The organism is Ruegeria sp. CDSC025, assembly GCF_059610805.1.
On the sequence record NZ_JBXWOJ010000014.1, the window covers coordinates 21037 to 37956 of the forward strand.

General features: G+C 57.0%; 24 protein-coding genes. 8 read left to right on the top strand and 16 right to left on the bottom strand.

The window, feature by feature from the left end; genetic code table 11:
- The first annotated feature begins 102 nt into the window (after positions 1 to 102).
- A complete protein-coding gene (locus tag AC2FH8_RS16920) occupies positions 103 to 660 on the top strand; it encodes a hypothetical protein (protein ID WP_496690313.1) in 558 nt (185 codons plus the stop codon).
- Between the two features lie 2 nt (positions 661 to 662).
- Here the strand turns inward: AC2FH8_RS16920 and AC2FH8_RS16925 are convergent, their stop codons facing one another.
- Positions 663 to 1892, bottom strand: coding sequence for an SGNH/GDSL hydrolase family protein (locus AC2FH8_RS16925; RefSeq protein ID WP_496690314.1), 1230 nt, complete (start codon positions 1890 to 1892; stop codon positions 663 to 665).
- A 232-nt stretch (positions 1893 to 2124) separates the two neighbouring features.
- On the opposite strand from AC2FH8_RS16925, the gene AC2FH8_RS16930 reads away from it, so the two are divergent.
- Positions 2125 to 2517 (top strand): META domain-containing protein, encoded by a 393-nt coding sequence (locus AC2FH8_RS16930; RefSeq protein ID WP_496690315.1) that lies wholly within the window; start codon positions 2125 to 2127, stop codon positions 2515 to 2517.
- On the opposite strand, the gene recO is transcribed toward AC2FH8_RS16930, so the two are convergent.
- From recO to folK, 13 genes are all read right to left on the bottom strand, one after another.
- On the bottom strand, positions 2501 to 3226 hold the full coding sequence (gene recO, locus AC2FH8_RS16935) for a DNA repair protein RecO (protein ID WP_496690316.1): 726 nt from the start codon (positions 3224 to 3226) through the stop codon (positions 2501 to 2503). The genes AC2FH8_RS16930 and recO overlap by 17 nt on opposite strands.
- Before the next feature lie 96 nt (positions 3227 to 3322).
- Complete coding sequence (locus tag AC2FH8_RS16940; RefSeq protein WP_271951337.1) at positions 3323 to 3646, bottom strand: SemiSWEET transporter; 324 nt, start codon at positions 3644 to 3646, stop codon at positions 3323 to 3325.
- A gap of 147 nt (positions 3647 to 3793) precedes the next feature.
- Positions 3794 to 4123, bottom strand: coding sequence for a DUF1491 family protein (locus AC2FH8_RS16945; protein ID WP_496690317.1), 330 nt, complete (start codon positions 4121 to 4123; stop codon positions 3794 to 3796).
- Positions 4120 to 5028 carry a GTPase Era gene (gene era / locus AC2FH8_RS16950; protein WP_496690318.1) on the bottom strand — a complete coding sequence of 303 codons (909 nt, stop codon included), beginning with the start codon at positions 5026 to 5028 and terminating at the stop codon, positions 4120 to 4122. Before era ends, AC2FH8_RS16945 begins: the two co-directional genes overlap by 4 nt.
- A gap of 202 nt (positions 5029 to 5230) precedes the next feature.
- Positions 5231 to 5911 carry a ribonuclease III gene (gene rnc, locus AC2FH8_RS16955; RefSeq protein ID WP_271951343.1) on the bottom strand — a complete coding sequence of 227 codons (681 nt, stop codon included), beginning with the start codon at positions 5909 to 5911 and terminating at the stop codon, positions 5231 to 5233.
- The gene (gene lepB / locus AC2FH8_RS16960; protein WP_496690319.1) at positions 5908 to 6747 is read right to left on the bottom strand and encodes a signal peptidase I; all 840 of its coding nucleotides are present in this window, start codon (positions 6745 to 6747) and stop codon (positions 5908 to 5910) included. Before lepB ends, rnc begins: the two co-directional genes overlap by 4 nt.
- Positions 6748 to 6804: 57 nt before the next feature.
- Positions 6805 to 7224 carry a holo-ACP synthase gene (gene acpS, locus AC2FH8_RS16965; RefSeq protein ID WP_496690320.1) on the bottom strand — a complete coding sequence of 140 codons (420 nt, stop codon included), beginning with the start codon at positions 7222 to 7224 and terminating at the stop codon, positions 6805 to 6807.
- Positions 7221 to 7844, bottom strand: coding sequence for a LysE family translocator (locus AC2FH8_RS16970; RefSeq protein WP_282027895.1), 624 nt, complete (start codon positions 7842 to 7844; stop codon positions 7221 to 7223). The genes acpS and AC2FH8_RS16970 overlap by 4 nt, the downstream gene beginning before the upstream one ends.
- Entirely contained in the window at positions 7841 to 8587 is a 747-nt protein-coding gene (locus AC2FH8_RS16975; RefSeq protein WP_496690321.1) for a pyridoxine 5'-phosphate synthase, read from the bottom strand. Before AC2FH8_RS16975 ends, AC2FH8_RS16970 begins: the two co-directional genes overlap by 4 nt.
- Positions 8580 to 9278, bottom strand: a complete 699-nt coding sequence (locus tag AC2FH8_RS16980; RefSeq protein ID WP_142639238.1) for a DUF2062 domain-containing protein — start codon at positions 9276 to 9278, stop codon at positions 8580 to 8582. The genes AC2FH8_RS16975 and AC2FH8_RS16980 overlap by 8 nt, the downstream gene beginning before the upstream one ends.
- A 16-nt stretch (positions 9279 to 9294) precedes the next feature.
- The gene (locus AC2FH8_RS16985) at positions 9295 to 11427 is read right to left on the bottom strand and encodes a RelA/SpoT family protein (RefSeq protein WP_142639236.1); all 2133 of its coding nucleotides are present in this window, start codon (positions 11425 to 11427) and stop codon (positions 9295 to 9297) included.
- Between the two features lie 26 nt (positions 11428 to 11453).
- Entirely contained in the window at positions 11454 to 11807 is a 354-nt protein-coding gene (gene rpoZ / locus AC2FH8_RS16990; protein ID WP_142639234.1) for a DNA-directed RNA polymerase subunit omega, read from the bottom strand.
- Between the two features lie 94 nt (positions 11808 to 11901).
- The gene (folK, locus tag AC2FH8_RS16995; RefSeq protein WP_142639232.1) at positions 11902 to 12471 is read right to left on the bottom strand and encodes a 2-amino-4-hydroxy-6-hydroxymethyldihydropteridine diphosphokinase; all 570 of its coding nucleotides are present in this window, start codon (positions 12469 to 12471) and stop codon (positions 11902 to 11904) included.
- A gap of 140 nt (positions 12472 to 12611) precedes the next feature.
- Here folK and AC2FH8_RS17000 point away from each other — a divergent pair, with 140 nt between their 5' ends.
- From AC2FH8_RS17000 to AC2FH8_RS17025, 6 genes are all read left to right on the top strand, one after another.
- A complete protein-coding gene (locus tag AC2FH8_RS17000) occupies positions 12612 to 13181 on the top strand; it encodes a LabA-like NYN domain-containing protein (protein ID WP_142639223.1) in 570 nt (189 codons plus the stop codon).
- Between the two features lie 190 nt (positions 13182 to 13371).
- Entirely contained in the window at positions 13372 to 14322 is a 951-nt protein-coding gene (ispH, locus tag AC2FH8_RS17005; RefSeq protein WP_496690322.1) for a 4-hydroxy-3-methylbut-2-enyl diphosphate reductase, read from the top strand.
- Positions 14319 to 14771 (top strand): DUF3429 domain-containing protein, encoded by a 453-nt coding sequence (locus AC2FH8_RS17010; protein WP_496678771.1) that lies wholly within the window; start codon positions 14319 to 14321, stop codon positions 14769 to 14771. The genes ispH and AC2FH8_RS17010 overlap by 4 nt, the downstream gene beginning before the upstream one ends.
- Positions 14768 to 15352, top strand: a complete 585-nt coding sequence (locus AC2FH8_RS17015) for a class I SAM-dependent DNA methyltransferase (protein ID WP_496690323.1) — start codon at positions 14768 to 14770, stop codon at positions 15350 to 15352. The genes AC2FH8_RS17010 and AC2FH8_RS17015 overlap by 4 nt, the downstream gene beginning before the upstream one ends.
- Positions 15345 to 15812, top strand: a complete 468-nt coding sequence (gene rnhA, locus AC2FH8_RS17020; RefSeq protein ID WP_142639217.1) for a ribonuclease HI — start codon at positions 15345 to 15347, stop codon at positions 15810 to 15812. The genes AC2FH8_RS17015 and rnhA overlap by 8 nt, the downstream gene beginning before the upstream one ends.
- Positions 15809 to 16438 (top strand): trimeric intracellular cation channel family protein, encoded by a 630-nt coding sequence (locus AC2FH8_RS17025; protein ID WP_496690324.1) that lies wholly within the window; start codon positions 15809 to 15811, stop codon positions 16436 to 16438. The genes rnhA and AC2FH8_RS17025 overlap by 4 nt, the downstream gene beginning before the upstream one ends.
- Before the next feature lie 7 nt (positions 16439 to 16445).
- Here the strand turns inward: AC2FH8_RS17025 and AC2FH8_RS17030 are convergent, their stop codons facing one another.
- On the bottom strand, positions 16446 to 16682 hold the full coding sequence (locus tag AC2FH8_RS17030) for a GlsB/YeaQ/YmgE family stress response membrane protein (protein WP_271951375.1): 237 nt from the start codon (positions 16680 to 16682) through the stop codon (positions 16446 to 16448).
- Position 16683: 1 nt separating this feature from the next.
- A complete protein-coding gene (locus AC2FH8_RS17035; protein ID WP_496690325.1) occupies positions 16684 to 16920 on the bottom strand; it encodes a hypothetical protein in 237 nt (78 codons plus the stop codon).

Here is a 16920-nt window from a genome sequence, read left to right on the forward strand (position 1 = left end):
GTCTACGTTCAGCCATGACCAGCCACGGCAGAAACTTCCCCCTATCGCAGCGCCGATATTCCCGGTAGATCAGCGTGCGATCACGAACCAGCGGCGAACCACATGACCCGATCCATTCTTGCCCTTCTGGCCACGCTTGCGGCCTTGGCCCTTGCTGGCTGTGCCACCACCTCTCAGCCGACAGCAACGCAGAACGACATAGACGAGCTGGCGCTCGCCATCCGTTCTATGGGCCCTGAGGTTGATCCAGCCGAGGCACAGAAGGCGGCCACCATTGCCTATACCTATTCGCAGCGTCTGGCCCGAGAATGGCAAGTTACCGACCCGGCCATCATCCACAACGCCAAGGTCATTAACGGATTTCGTGAGCGCGGCCTGTGCAACGACTGGGCCGAAGCGATGACCAGCCGTTTAAGGGCAGAAAACTTCCGCACCCTGGAAATGCACTGGGCTACATCACCGCCAACGCCGCTGAGGATCATCCACCATTCCGCAGTGATCAGCGCAAAGGGCGACACGATGTTCGAAGGCATCATCCTTGACCCATGGCGCAACAGTGGCGCGCTGACATGGGCGCCAACGCGCGAAGATACGCGATACAACTGGCGTACCCGCATGGAGGTGCGCACCGCTTTGCTAAACGGAGAGCAACCCTACTGAGGTCAGGACGGGGTCTTACACTGGCTGATCCGTTCCGCCACCACGGGCAGCATCCGCGCAGCCACCAGCTTTGACCCTTCGGGCGTCAGATGCGTGTAATCGACATACAGCACCTTGTCTTTGTGGAGGGGACCGCCGATCTCGGCAATATCGGTGAAAGGCACATTGGCCTCTTCAAACAAAGCAGGGAAATCGACCCGCGCGCGATGCATCAGATCTTCGCGTCCCGGCTTGTACCAATCCCGCGTGAGCTGGGCGATTTCGCGGTCGGTCTCGCTTAGGACATTGGTGTCCTCATAGACGACCTCAGGCTGCAAAAAGACGTGATAGCAAAACCCGTGGTAGTCGCCGAATGTTTCGATCAGCTTGTAATTGCGCAAAAATCCGACCTTTGCAGTCTGCGCAAGCTCTGCTGAAAAGTCTCTTTGCAAGGCGGTAACATCCCCATACGTGATATTTTTGGGGATTTCATAGCGGTCGAACAAGCCTTGCGTAAATTTCGAAGCCAGTTTGAAGGTATAGGAATACTGCGCCGGGTACCGCAGGAACGCATAGGCTGAAAAGAAGGGTTTGCGATCATTCAAGGCGTCAATCATGCGTGCGGACGAGTAAGCATAACTTTGGACCGGATTATCGACCCCAACATTGTAAAAATCATTGTGGCCATCCAGAAACACAATCATGTCCGGGCTGTACTCATATAGTGTCTCGTACAGGTACAACACATGTTGAAAACTGTGATACGCAACAACTCCGGCGTTGATCACCTCAATCGTCACACCGGGCATCTGATCGCCCAACCGCTCACGCAGGTCCTGCTGCAGGAAATACGCAACCGTTTCCTGATTGGTGAGCGTTGGGTGGTCAGGATAAATACTGCCCTGCGATCCGATGGCATAAGCAGTTGAGCCACCCATCAGAAAAATGCGGAGCGTGTCGTCGGGTTTTGGCTGTTCAATCAGCGTATCGTGGCGGAACCCTTGATCGGAATGGATACGCTGTCCGCCAGTATCAAATCCTCGCTGATAGTCTGGGTTCAGTTTGTGACCACGGATCGAAGAATATAGATGTCGCTCTGCCGTATTGCCCAGCGTGTTGTCATACACATAAACCACGGTGAAATACGAAAGCAGTTCAACCAGCAGGAAGAGAAAGAGGGCATAGATCAAAATCATAAAAAACTTGGTTACAGGCCGCATCCGCCCCATGCCAACATCATCATTTCCGCTCACTACGAAGCTCCAATTCTATCAGGTCAAAATCAAATAAACCTGGCGTATATACCGGTGTAAAAATTCCACCTAACTGCCCAAATCTTAGGAAAGGCCCGTTATTCGCTTTCAATATGTCCAAGATGTTTTGCAAGTCAACGGTCACCATTGTATCCGATCCTTTACCTAGTCGGTTCAAAACAATGCGTCCAAGCCCAGGAAACTGTTCTTCGCTGATTTCAGGAATTCTGCCATGTTGCGTTACATAATGCTGCTTTCCCTTTCCGGATTACTCCAATGTCAGAAGGATGAAACCGTTGCGGCCTATGGTGCTGCCGAACGGGAATGGGCCCTGCAAGAGATCAACGGTCAGCCCTACAATGCAAGTGCCTTATTGCGATTTCTGGAAGAAGGCAAAGTAACCGGCAACGCCCCCTGCAACAGCTACACGGGCAGGCTTAACGCGCCCTATCCATGGTTTGAGCTGACCGGCCTGACAGCGACCCGTGCCGCCTGTGCCGGGCTTGAGGCAGAAGGGATCTATTTCGCCGCCCTGCTTGCCATGACCCAATCCGAAGTATCAGGGAACCTGCTGATATTGCGCAATGAGGACGGGCAGGAAATGGTGTTCAAAGCTGCCGATTGATCTGATCAATAAACCGCGCCCGTGCGCCGGGCAGAGGGTTGTTCCCCAACGACGGAGCAACATGGTTCTCTAGAAAATGTCCGGTGGTCAGCAATCCTTGCACCACTTCGGTATCCGGCGCGTCGCCCACGCCACGCAGGCAAGGTGGCAAGGGAAGCAACCTATCCACCCAGTCCCCTGCCCCATCAGCGCTTACCGCACGACCTGTTTTCGGAGAAACATAATCCAAACCTTCTGTTACCCCCGTCACGGCACAGCGTGTCAGGTCAAGGCCAAACCCCAGCTCTTCCAGCAGCGACAATTCCCACCGCAGATAGGCAAGCACCCAAATTTCGTCCTGACCCAGCAGATCCATCAACTGTTCGGTTTGTTTATAGATGCGCGGATGCGCTTCGCGCTCAGGCAAACAGAACGAGAGCAGGGCCACCACCGTATTCAATCCAGCCAGCGCAAGCCTACCCGAAAACGCCGCCGCCGCCCGCGACCGCAGGGGCTCGACCTGAAAAGTGCCGATATGCTCCTCGAGCCGTGCGCGCCAAAGCACATCTAATTGCGCCCCGGGCTGCAGGATCGGCGCAATCTTGCGGCTGGTTCCACCACGTACGACGCCGGCATGACGACCGTGGCCTTCGGTAAAGACCTCGATAATTGCCGCCGTTTCGCCATGGCGGCGTGAGGTCAGAAGTATGCCGTGGTCGCGCCAGTCCAAAGCGTGTCCAATCTTGTGGGGTCAGTCCTGCCCGAGCAAAAGAACGCAAAGCCGGGACCACTGCAAGAGAGACAGGGAAATCGACGACCTATTGAGTCAGAACGTGACCCCCGCGTGGATCAGGATGCCCAGGACCATAAGAAGGTTCAGCACCATAGAAATGCCGTTGCCAACATAGATGGGCAACTTCTTGACGATCAGACCGTAGATGAACCAAAGCAAAGACAACGCCGCATAGAGCGACCATGTTAACAGCGATTGGCCCGACGCATGTTGAGAGTGGGTAAAGAAGAGCTTCACAAGCTGTGGAAGCGTGGCAAATGGGCCTAAAATGCCGACAAATACCATGAAGCCCTCGAAGTGCTTCATCACAAGACCAAGGTTTGACTTTATGAACTTCTGACCAATTGTTTCAGCCAACGTAAGACCTCTATCCTTGTCATAGGCTGCAACGACCCGTTTCCGCACCATCCGTTAAATACGCGTACAAATAGCAAAATGGACCGTCTTACCAAGACCTATGCCATAACTTTGGCAGAGGCCTGCACCGCGTCTGTGCTAGTACCGCTAATCCAGACCGTCCTCACCCAGCAAATGGCGCCCCTGCCGGTCTTCGACCTCTATCACCCAGAGGTCAGGGTCAAAGCTGCGCTGGCGTTGGATCGCCTCGTCCACATCGGCCTCGGGACCAGAGGAGAGTTCAACCCACTTGCGCTCACCGCTCATCAGATCAAAGCTGCGCTGAAAGGCTGTGGCCTGACCGTCCAACGTGTTGAGCTTGATCAAAACCGCGCCGGCTGTGTCGTCACCATGGGCCACAACAAAGGCCGGTATTTCCTGAAATCGCAACCGTGCCAGATAGGCGTGAACCCAGAAGTCTGCCGTCAGTCGCGTCATGCGTTTCCGTCTTTGAATTCCAGACCCATTTCCGAATAGCGCTCAGATTCCTCCAGCCAGTTTGGCCGGACTTTGACCTGCAGGAACAGGTGGATCTTGCGATCTAGGAACTCTTCCAGCTCGGCACGGGCCGCCTGGCTGACGGCCTTGATGGTCTCGCCCTTTTTGCCCAGAACGATACCTTTATGGCCGTCGCGCATGACATAGATGATCTGGTCGATCTTTGCCGACCCGTCCTTGCGCTCTTCCCAATTCTCGGTCTCGACGGTCAGCTGATAGGGCAGTTCCTGATGCAGCCGCAGGGTCAGCTTTTCGCGTGTCATTTCAGCCGCGATCATACGCAACGGCAGATCAGCGATCTGGTCTTCGGGATACAGCCACGGGCTTTCGGGCAATTCGCCCGCCAACCATTTTCGCAGATCGTCAACGCCATGGCCCTTCTCGGCCGAGATCATGAATGTCTCGGCGAAAGAATAGCGGGAGTTGAGATCGCTGGTCAGGGCCAGCAGAACTTCGGACTGCACCCTGTCGATCTTGTTGATGGCCAGCGCGACGGTGCGGCCCTGCCCGATCTCGTTCAGACCTTCAAGGATGCGCTCTACGCCCTCGGTGATGCCACGATGCGCTTCGACCATCAGAACAACCACATCGGCATCCGCGGCCCCGCCCCATGCGGCGGCCACCATTGCCCGATCCAGACGGCGACGCGGTTTGAAAAGGCCCGGCGTGTCCACAAAGACCAGCTGTGCATCACCTTCCATCGCCACGCCCCGGATGCGGGCGCGGGTCGTCTGAACCTTATGTGTCACAATCGAGACCTTGGCCCCGACCATGCGATTCAGAAGGGTGGATTTGCCTGCGTTGGGCTCTCCGATCAGGGCGATAAATCCGGCGCGTGTCGTCATCTGGGGTTTGATCCTGTTTGCAGATGGGCCTCCCTATCGCAGAAAGAGGCAGCGGACCAGAGCGATTTGCAGCTTTGGCACATGCGATCTGGATGGCATTGGGTGGGGTATGGTGGGCGACCCATCACCGGAAAGGACCCGTGTTCGACCGATAGGCATTTCCGGCCAGCCCTCAGGAGACAGACTGTTTTTACCCGGTAGACTAATTCTGCAAACGGTCCAGCAACGACTTGGCGGCCGCCTGTTCGGCCTGACGCTTTGACCCTGCTGTTGCCTGCTCTTCTGCCCCGTCCTGAAGACGCGCAGCGATGGTGAAGACCGGCGCATGGTCCGGGCCAGAGCGTCTGACTTCGACATAGCTGGGCGGTTTCTGGCCCCGTGCCTGCGCCCATTCCTGAAGCGCCGTTTTGGCGTCACGGGCGTCGGCCTCGACATCGTGGATGCGATCACCCCAGAGCTTTAGGATAACGGCGCTGGCGACCTCGAACCCGGCGTCGCGATAAACCGCAGCAATGACTGCCTCCATCGCGTCGCCAAGCAAAGCTTGTTTGCGCCGCCCTCCGGACAGCATTTCAGATCGGCCCAGTTTCAGTACAGCACCCAAATCAATCTGCAGCGCCACATCTGCACAGGCCTCTTTGCGCACAAGCGCATTGAACCGGGGTGCAAGCTGACCTTCGCTCGCTTTTTTGTCCGCCTCCAGCAAGGCCGTCGCCATCACCAGACCCAGCACCCGATCACCCAGAAATTCGAGCCGCTGGTTGTCCGGGCGCGTGGCGGACGAAACCGATCCATGGGTCAGCGAACGCACCAGCAGCTCGGGGTTGGCAAATTCATGCCCCAGACGTTTTTGAAACGCCTTTATTTCGGCGGAAAGCTTCAATTCACTGCCTTAAAGAAGCGGTCTCCGCGCCAGGTCCAGAAGAACAGCATCGACCGGCCAGCGGAGGAGAACATGATGCGATCTGCACGACCAATCAGGTTTTCATAGGGTACATATCCGACACCCCCGGCCGATTGCGGCAGGCGGCTGTCGCTGGAATTGTCGCGGTTATCGCCCATAAAGAAGTATTCGCCTTCGGGCACTGTATAGACGCCGGTATTGTCCGACCCCTGATTACCGATATTTATCACCTCATACGAGACGCCGTTTGGCAGGGATTCGATCATCCGGGATTTCTCGCAGGCGCCGCCCCGCCCGACAGCGCCGTTTTCACAGCGGGGGAACTGGCCTTGTGGTCCCTGGCGTTCATAGGTTTCCGTAAACACTCCATCGGGTTCCTGCGGAACTGGAGTACCGTTCAGGATGATCTGGCCCTCAATGATCTGGATACGATCGCCGGGCAGGCCAATCAGGCGTTTGATGTAATCGCGACCCGTCACCGGATGACGGAAAACGATCACATCGCCGCGCTCGGGATCGCCGGCCCAGATACGGGTGTTGTCATCACTTTGCATCCAGCCACAAACATCCTCGGCGTCGATATTGAGGCCGACGCTTGGAATAATCAGACTGGGGCAAGAGGCATAGGAATATCCATAGGCCATTTTGTTGACGAACAGGAAATCCCCGATCAACAAGGTCTGTTTCATCGACCCTGACGGAATCCAGAACGGCTGAAAGAACAGGGTACGGAAAACGCCCGCGATCAACAGCGCATAGACGATGGTTTTGATCGTCTCCCACACGGGATTTCCGGTTTTGACGTCCTCGGCCATACTGCTCTCCGGTCCTTGGTTTGTTGGGGTGCTACATGCGCGGCGCGGCGGGGTTAGTCAAGACAGAGCGCTGCGTTCGCGAATTGGGCGCGCCTCGATCACCACGAAGGCCTGCGCCCAGGGGTGGTCATCGGTTAGGGTGACGTGGATGATCGCCGCATGACCCTCGGGGGTCATATCGTTGAGCCGTTCCGCCGCCCAACCGGTCACATGCATCACTGGCTGGCCGGTTTTAAGGTTGGTGACAGCCATGTCCTTCCAGGAAATCCCCATACGAAGCCCGGTGCCCAGCGCCTTGGAACATGCCTCTTTCGCGGCCCAGCGCTTGGCGTATGTGCCTGCTGTGTCGGCGCGGCGTTCGGCCTTGCGTTGTTCAGTGTCGGTAAAAACGCGGTTACGGAACCGGTCACCAAACTTGTCGAGCGTGCCCTGAATGCGGTCTATGTTTGCGAGGTCTGTGCCGATGCCTAGGATCATGACAACCGCACCGTCAAAATCTTGTAACTTGCCACCCCAAAGAACCCGGCAAAGGCAAAATCGAACCAGCGGCGGGCGCGGCGGTAGGCGCCGACTGTGCGCTTAGACGAGAACAGGAATGCATAGCTGATGAAAATCAGCAACGAGCCCGCGTAGAGCAGGCCGAAATAGCCAAGCAGCATCGACAAGCTGGCGTCATTCGGGGCAACGATGGCGTAGATCGAGCCCCAGCTGAGGATCGCCTTGGGGTTGGTCAGGTGGATCGCCGCGCCTTTGGCAAAGATGGTGCGTAGCGAGCCGGTGACCGGGTTGCCCAACGCCATCTCCTCCGACGACAGCGCCCGTTTCAGGGCCTTGAGCGCCAGCCAGCCCAGATAGGCTACACCGACATAGCGGATCACTTCGAACACCCAGACATTGGCCAGCATGATCGCCGACAGGCCCAGCGCGGCGGCGATGCCCCAGGCAGCGGACCCAGCACAGATGCCCAGTGCAAAGACCAGGCCGGCGCGGCGGCCTTCGTTCATTGCAGTTCCGGCGATGCCCATGGTTGCCGGACCGGGTGAGCCTCCGGCCATCAGCCAGGCGATCCAGATTGCTATGAAACCCGAGGTTATCATCCCCGCGCCTCATCCATCAGGCGGCGCATTTCCTGAATGGCGGGGGTCATGCCCAAAAAGATCGATTCGCCAATCAGAAAGTGACCAATGTTCAACTCGCGCACCTCGGGGAAAGCGGCGACAGGTTTGACCGTGTCGTATGTCAGACCATGTCCGGCATGCACTTCGAGGCCAAGCGAATGGGCAAAGGTGGACATGTCGCGCAGGCCTTCCAGCTCTTGCGCTGCCTCATCCAGTTTGCCTTCGGCATGGGCGTCACAATAGGCGCCTGTGTGCAGTTCGATCACTTCGGCGCCGATGCGATGCGCGGCCTCGATCTGGCGACGGTCGGCGGCGATAAAGATCGACACGCGACAGCCCGCATCACGCAAAGGTGCAATGAAATGGGCCAGTTTGTTTTCTTCGCGCGCGACTTCCAGCCCGCCTTCGGTGGTCCGTTCCTCGCGCTTTTCGGGGACGATGCAGACCGCGTGCGGCTTATGGCGCAAAGCGATTTGTTGCATCTCGGGCGTGGCTGCCATTTCAAAATTCAGAGGTACCGAAAGAACCTCCATCAACCCGTCAATATCTGCGTCCGAAATATGCCTGCGATCTTCGCGCAGATGGGCAGTAATGCCATCTGCACCGGCCTGCTCGGCCAGCGTGGCCGCGCGCATAGGGTCGGGATAGACCCCACCACGTGCATTCCGCACTGTGGCCACATGGTCGATATTCACACCGAGACGCAAACGGTTCTCAGACATCCTTTGATTCCTTTCCCAAATCCTGGCTCGAGCCTAGTTGGTTTGACTCTGGAACGGCAGCCTCGGATTCAGCCAGACGTTTGATTTCTTCAAACTTCTTTTTGATCCTGTCGCGACGCCGTTGCTGATAGGTGTGGACCAGCGGCAGGCTGAGATAGTAGCAAACCACCCCAGCCAGCAATCCGGGAAGAATGCCGCCAATCAGGTACGGAAAGAAAACCTCGTCGTAGAAAATTCCCAGCCCGTGCCAGTCAGCTACCCGGTCAGTGAATACTGCAATCAGGTTGTCTTTGAGATCACCGATCGCATTGGCAAACTTCCCCATAAGCCCATGGGTGTCGCCCTCTTCAAACTCGGTGCCCAACAGGAAATGCCCGGTCTGAAGGCAAACCACCCCGATGGGCACATAGGTCAAAGGGTTTCCGAAAAACGTACCGCTGAGTGCAGCCAGCATATTGCCGTTGAACAATCGCGCAGCCAGGGCGGCAATGCCAAAATGCAGCCCGTAAAAAGGTGTAAAGGCCGCAAACACTCCAAACCCTACCCCGCGGGCGATGCGTTCAGGTGAATCCGGCAATCGCCGGACGCGGTGTTTCACATAGTGGAAGGCCCGGGTCCAGCCACCACGAGGATAGACGAATTCCGATGCGATCTGGACAGGCGAGCGTCGATCTCGGCGCTTGAATACCACTCCTGATCACCCCTTCTCAGCCAGCCGCAACTGCGGATTTAGCTCTGTCTCTGAAACGTTCAACCGCTGCAACATCGCTTTCGGCCTCAAGCATCAACATCAACGAATGCAACTGCTCAAGGTCGCGCAGTTCTACGTTGACCAGCAGGCGGTAAAAATCCGGTTTGCGATCCACAAATTCTAGGTTCGAGATATTGGCCTTTTTCTCGCCGATCAATGTACAAATGCGACCCAGCACACCTGCGTCATTGCCAATCGTAACATCAATCGTTGCCCCGTAAACAGCCGGGTGAGTTCCCGAGTGCCAGTGCAGATCGACCCAGCGTTTGGGCTCACTCTCGTATTCGCTCAGGCGATCACAGTCGATTGCATGCACGACAACACCTTTGCCGCGATAAGTGATCCCGACGATCCGTTCACCCGGCAATGGCTGGCAGCAAGGGGCGCGGTCAAACTTCTGCCCCGGCTCAAGACCGATCACGGCCCGGCGCATCGGGATGGCATCGCCATCATCCTGCGTCAGTTCTGGGTAGACGGCGCTGACCACATCATGGGCAGTTAGTTCTGCACTGCCCAGGCGCGCCAACAGCTCATGCCGGTCTTTCAGGCGCAGATGCTTGGCAGCAGTGTCCAGCGCCTTGTCGGTCGCTTTGCGCCCGACATGTTCAAATCCCGATCGCGCCAATTCTTTGCCCAGCTTGATGAACCGCTCTCGGTCAACCTCGCGCAGGGCGCGACGAATGGCTGTACGGGCTTTGCCGGTGACGGCAATTTCCAGCCACGTGACTTGGGGAGTCTGACCGTCAGCTGTTATGATATCCACCGACTGCCCGTTCTTGATCCGGGTCCAAAGTGGCACGCGAATACCATCAACCTTGGCCCCTACACAGGCGTGCCCGATGCGCGTGTGGATGGCATAGGCAAAGTCGATCGGCGTCGCACCACGCGGCAGTTTCACCACGTCCCCCTTAGGCGTGAAACAAAAGACCTGATCCGAATACATCTCGAGCTTGACCGCCTCGAGGAAATCCTCGTGATCCTCTTCGCTGTCGAATTGTTCGGTCAGGTTGGCGATCCACTTAGCCGGGTCGACTGCAAAGGGGTTTTCCGAACGCACGCCATCCCGATAGGACCAGTGCGCGGCCACGCCAGTTTCGGCGACATCATGCATCTGACGGGTGCGGATCTGAACCTCGACCCGCTTGCCGTCACGGCCTGAAACGGTGGTGTGGATCGACCGGTAACCGTTCGATTTCGGCTGACTGATATAATCCTTAAACCGCCCCGGCACGGCGCGCCAACGCTGGTGGATCGCGCCAAGGGTTCGATAGCAGTCTTCTTCGCTTTGCGTAATGATGCGGAACCCGTAGATGTCGGACAGACGCGAGAACCCCTGGTCCTTTTCCTGCATCTTACGCCAAATCGAATAGGGTTTCTTGGCACGGCCAAAAACCTCGGCTTCAATCCCGGCCTTTTCAAGTTCGTGCCGCATGTCGCCGGTGATCCGGTGGATCACGTCACCCGTTTCGCGCTGCAGCGTGATGAAGCGGCGGATGATGGACTGGCGGCCTTCAGAGTTGAGAACGCGGAAGGCGAGGTCTTCCAGCTCTTCCCGCATCCATTGCATACCCATACGGCCTGCAAGCGGCGCGTAGATATCCATCGTCTCGCGCGCTTTGACGATCTGCTTTTCGGGCCGCATCGCCTTGATCGTGCGCATATTGTGCAGACGGTCTGCCAGCTTGACCAGAATGACCCGCAAATCCTTGGACATCGCCATGAACAGCTTGCGGAAGTTCTCGGCCTGTTTGGTTTCGCGGCTGGACAGCTGAAGGTTTGTCAGTTTGGTGACCCCATCAACCAGCTTGGCGACTTCTTCGCCAAACAGCTCAGACACTTTGCCGTAATTGGCCTTGGTATCTTCGATCGTATCGTGCAGCAGCGCCGTGATAATAGTCGCATCATCCAGACGCTGTTCGGTCAGGATGGCGGCAACGGCAACAGGGTGGGTGAAATAGGGCTCGCCAGAATGGCGGAATTGCCCATCATGCATCTGCTTGCCGAACTCATAAGCTTTGGCAATGCGGTCTGCATTCGTCTTGGGATTGTAGTTGCGGACCAGCGCAATCAGGTCTTCAGCAGAAATCATCCGGTCCGCACCTTCATTTGTGGGGATTACCCCTGGCCTTGAGCCTCCATCAGAGCGCGCAGCAGCTTTTCTTCGGACATGTCGTCATCCGCAGGCTTGTCTGTTTCCGCACCCATCAGCAGCGCCATCTGGTCTTCTTCAGGCTCGTCGACCTCGATTTGGGTCTGGTTGGCCTCAATCAGCCGCTCGCGCAGCTCATCAGCGCTTTGAGTCTCGTCAGCGATCTCACGCAGAGAAACAACCGGGTTTTTGTCGTTGTCACGGTCAACGGTGATCGGACCACCGGCGGAAATCTCGCGCGCACGATGGGCGGCAAGCATCACCAGTTCAAACCGGTTCGGAACCTTGTCTACGCAATCTTCAACCGTCACGCGGGCCATGGGGCGCTCTCCGTTACTGAATCCATGTCAGGAAGAGGTTTATCTAAGGGCGAATCCCTGCCTTGACAAGCAGGAAATGCTGCAAATGCACCAATCATAACGGGGTAACTGCCGCAATATCGTCCGAAGGAAGCCCCGCAAGCATTTCCATGACGGTCTGGTCCAGTATCGGATGCCGCCAGTTCGGGGCAACATCCGCCATGGGAACAAGCACAAACGCACGATCCTGTACCCTTGGGTGCGGCAGGATCAACTGATCCGGCGCCTGCTGTTTCTGATCTTCGGGTGGCAGAGATAACCAGCTTTGAAAAACCTCGCGGTCGGGCAGAACCAGATCATCGTAACAGACCAGGTCCAGATCCAACGTCCGCATTCCCCAGCGCTGAATCCTCTCACGCCCGTAATCATGTTCAATTCCATGCAATATCTGCAGCAACTCAAAGGGTGACCTTTCAGTCTCGATCAACACGGCCGCATTCACATAGTCCGGGCCCGCGCCCTCAGGAAAACAAGGGGTCGCATAAAAGCGGCTTTCAGCCCGAATCAACAGCCCCTGGCGCAAAATCGCGTCAATGGCATGCCGTAGCGTCAGATGGGGCTCAAAACCTCTCACTTTGAGATTTGCGCCGAGGGCAAGCACTGCTTTTGAGGTGGTTTTGCGCATCCTACTCCCTATATTCGGCGAATTGCATACTTGCGATACACCATAAAACCCCTAATTATGGGGATATCAATGCGCTGTATTTTCCCAAGCCTCACTCACGTAACACGCAGCGCGCTGATTTGTACCGGAAGGATCTATTTATGTTTTATAAAGACGAACGGCTAGCGCTGTTCATCGACGGCTCGAATCTTTATGCAGCCGCAAAAGCACTGGGGTTTGACATTGACTATAAACTGCTGCGCCAGGAATTCATGCGCCGCGGTAAGATGCTCAGAGCTTTCTATTACACAGCGCTACTTGAAAATGACGAGTATTCGCCCATCCGTCCACTGGTTGATTGGCTGCATTACAATGGCTTCACCATGGTTACGAAACCGGCAAAAGAATACACCGACAGCATGGGGCGTCGGAAAGTCAAAGGTAACATGGATATCGAACTGACCGTCGATGCCATGGAGCTTGCACCACGTGTAGACCATATCGTGCTGTTTTCCGGCGACGGAGATTTCCGCCCGCTGATCGCAAGCCTGCAACGTCAGGGGGTACGCGTTTCTGTGGTGTCGACCATCCGCAGCCAGCCCCCCATGATCTCGGACGAATTGCGCCGCCAGGCCGACAACTTCATTGAGCTGGAAGATCTCCGCGACGTGATCGGTCGCCCGCCGCGCGAAATGCCGATGGAACCGCGCACCGTTGCCGCAGGCGGGTAATAACCTGGCCCCAAAGCAAACTCGGTTGAAAATTAGCGCGGTCAGGGGAAACCCTGGCCGCGCTTTTAAACAAAGATCAGGTGCTGAAAACACCTATTGGCTAGCATTGAACCATGTCGGATCAATGACATTGTCCTGACTGGACCATGGCCGTGAAAAGACTTACCTGTGTCGGTAAGGAGAACGCGACATGACCAAGCCCCCCCTGACCCTCTATCTTGCCGCCCCGCGCGGGTTCTGTGCTGGTGTCGACAGGGCCATAAAGATTGTCGAGATGGCGCTGCAGAAATGGGGTGCCCCAGTCTATGTTCGGCACGAGATTGTCCATAACAAATTCGTGGTCGATGGACTGCGCGCCAAAGGTGCGATCTTTGTCGATGAGCTGGAAGACTGCCCCGACGATCGCCCAGTGATATTCTCGGCGCACGGGGTTCCCAAATCGGTACCCGCGACGGCGGCGCAGCGCCAGATGGTCTATGTCGACGCCACCTGCCCGCTGGTCTCCAAAGTCCATGTCGAAGCACAGCGCCACGCCGAAGCCGGGCTGCAGATGATCATGATCGGTCATAAGGGCCATCCCGAAACCATCGGAACCATGGGACAGCTCCCGGACGGAGAGGTTTTGCTGGTCGAAACCGTTGCAGATGTCGCCGACGTCCAGGTCCGCGACCCTGACAGACTGGCCTTTGTCACTCAGACGACCCTGTCGGTTGACGACACAAAGGATGTCATCGAGGCACTTCAGGCCCGGTTCCCGTCCATTGTCGGCCCCCACAAAGAAGACATCTGTTACGCCACAACCAACCGGCAAGAGGCGGTCAAGGTTGTGGCCCGGAAGTCCGATGCCCTGTTGGTTGTGGGGGCGCCGAATTCATCAAACTCGCGCCGTTTGGTCGAGGTCGCGGCACGCGCGGGATGCAGCTATGCCCAACTGGTGCAACGCGCGACCGACATCGACTGGCGCGCACTCGAAGGTATCTCTTCGATCGCTCTGACAGCAGGCGCTTCTGCCCCCGAGGTTCTGATCAACGAAGTTATTGATGCGTTCAGACAGCATTACGATGTGACGGTCGAGATGGTCGAAACAGCGACCGAGAATGTCGAGTTCAAAGTCCCGCGCGTCCTGCGCCAACCCGCATGAGTGGCATACCAAGGGCGCCGCTGTTTCTGGGGTTGGCCGGGCTGATCCCCTTCATCTGGGGCGCGCTGACCTATCTGAACGGCGATCTGAACGACTGGGGCCGACAGGCACTGGGCGCACGTTTTGTCGGTCCGTATATCCAGTTGTATTATGGGGCGATCATCCTCAGCTTTATGTCCGGCGTGCTGTGGGGGTTTTCCAGTAAAACCTCTGGCAGCAAGGCCGCGACCTGTTATGCGCTGTCCACATTACCCGCCCTGTGGGCCTTTCTGAAAACCGGCAGCGGGCCTGTCAGCACTGGCACAAATCTGATGTGGGGGTTTGGCGGGCTACTGGTGTTGGATGCCATCTTTTCGTATTGGCGGCTAACACCAGTCTGGTGGATGCGGTTGCGCATTTTGCTGACCGCAGTCGTATTGGCCTGCCTTGCCGTCGGAGTCTATCTGTGAGCGATCCCAAAACTATCAACGCCTATACCAACAACGTGGCCGAATACCTCAAGGTTCCTCTACCACCGGAGCAGCTGACATCGCGTCAGGAATTTGCCGATGCCGTCGGTAAGGGGCATGTGTTGGATCTGGGCTCGGGCCCCGGGTCAGACAGCGCGTTCTTTCTACGCCAGGGCCTGAGCGTGCATGCGCTGGATGCGACGCCCGCTTTTGTTGACTATGCGCGCGCCAATGGCGTGGACGCGCATCTGGGTACTTTCGACGACGTGACCGAAGTGGCCGCATATGACGGCATCTACGCCAGCTTCTCGCTGCTGCACGCGCCTCGCAAGGATTTCCCACGCCATTTGGCGGCCATCCACCGGGCGCTGAAACCGCAGGGCGTTTTTTTCCTGGGCCTCAAACTGGGCACGGGCGAACATCGCGATCATCTGGATCGCTATTATAGCTACTTCTCGCAGAACGAGATCGAGGAGGCCCTGGCAGATGCCGGCTTTACCATCGACGGGATTAGGACCGGGATCGGCAAAGGTCTGGCGGGTTCTTACGATGGCTTCATTCTGGTGCTGGCCCATGCCTGAACTGTTTGCCTATACTGACGGTGCTTGTTCTGGCAATCCAGGCCCGGGTGGCTGGGGCGTGTTGCTGCGTGCAATGGAAGGCGACACCGTCCTGAAACAGCGTGAACTGAGCGGCGGCGAAGCTGAAACCACCAACAACCGAATGGAACTGCTGGCCGCGATCAGCGCGCTTGAAACGCTTGAACGTGCCTCTAAAATCACCGTAATCACTGACAGCGCCTATGTGAAAAACGGCGTCACCGGTTGGATCTTCGGCTGGAAAAAGAATGGCTGGAAGACCTCGAACAAGAAGCCGGTTAAGAATGTCGATCTGTGGCAACGGCTGGATGAGGCGCAGATGCGCCATGATGTGACTTGGGAATGGGTCAAGGGCCATGCGGGTCACCCGGAAAACGAAAAGGCCGATGAACTTGCCCGCGCAGGCATGGCCCCATTCAAACCAAAGAAGGCACAGACATGAGCGGTTTGGACCTGCTCGATTATGCCTCGGTTCTGGTTTTTGCGCTGACTGGCGCATTGGTCGCCAGTCGCGCGCAGCTTGATCTTGTAGGGTTTGCCTTTATCGCCTGCCTGACCGCCGTTGGCGGCGGCACGGTGCGTGACCTGCTGTTGGATCGGAATCCGGTGTTCTGGGTTGGCCAGCCCAGCTATGTCCTGATGGCCTGCAGTGCGGCGGTGCTTGTGTTCTTTACAGCCCATCTGGTCGAAAGCCGATATAACTGGCTGGTTTGGTTGGACAGTTTCGCCCTGTCCATTGCAGTAGCTGCCGGCACGGGCGTCGCATTATCCTTGGACCAATCCGGCACGATCGTGGTGTTGATGGGTGTCACCACCGGATGCTTTGGCGGCCTGATGCGGGACGTGGTCTGCAACGAGGTTCAGCTGGTGCTGAAACAGGGTGAGCTTTATGTGTCTTGCGCCCTTGCAGGCTCGGTAGCGGCCGTTATTGCCAAACGGATGGGGTTCGAGGAACTGACCGTGCTTGTCGCCTGCGCCCTGATCTGCTGGGCATTGCGGGCAGGATCGCTGCTGTTCGGCTGGAAACTGCCCGTCTACAAAAGCCGCCCGCCACGCAGTCGCCCTTGATCAAGGCTTAGCGGCGCATATAGGTCTGCCAGATCCAGATCACCAGAAGCGCGCCCAGCACAGCGCCGATGAACCCGGACAGCCAGCCCATCATCGTGACCAATGCCCGCAGGAGAAACCCACCAACCAAGGCACCAATGATACCGATCAGCATGGTGGTTGGGATATCTGCCTCAATCCGCATCAGGCGGGTGGCCAGAAAACCCGCAGCGGCGCCGATGACGATCAGGGCGATGAGGGGCATGTCACTTCCTCCAATGGGTCGGAACGATGATCAGCGCCCCGACAGAGGACAGCACTGCATCCAGACCGGGCGGGCCAAAGCTGACCCCGAACATGATGCGCACGAAATAGAACAGGAATGCACCACCTAAGCAGATGATGATCGACTGCAGAATGCCATTATGGGTAAAGCCGGATTTCTCGGACAGATAGCCGACAATCCCAGCAATAACGACAGTCCCCATCAGGATCATGAACAT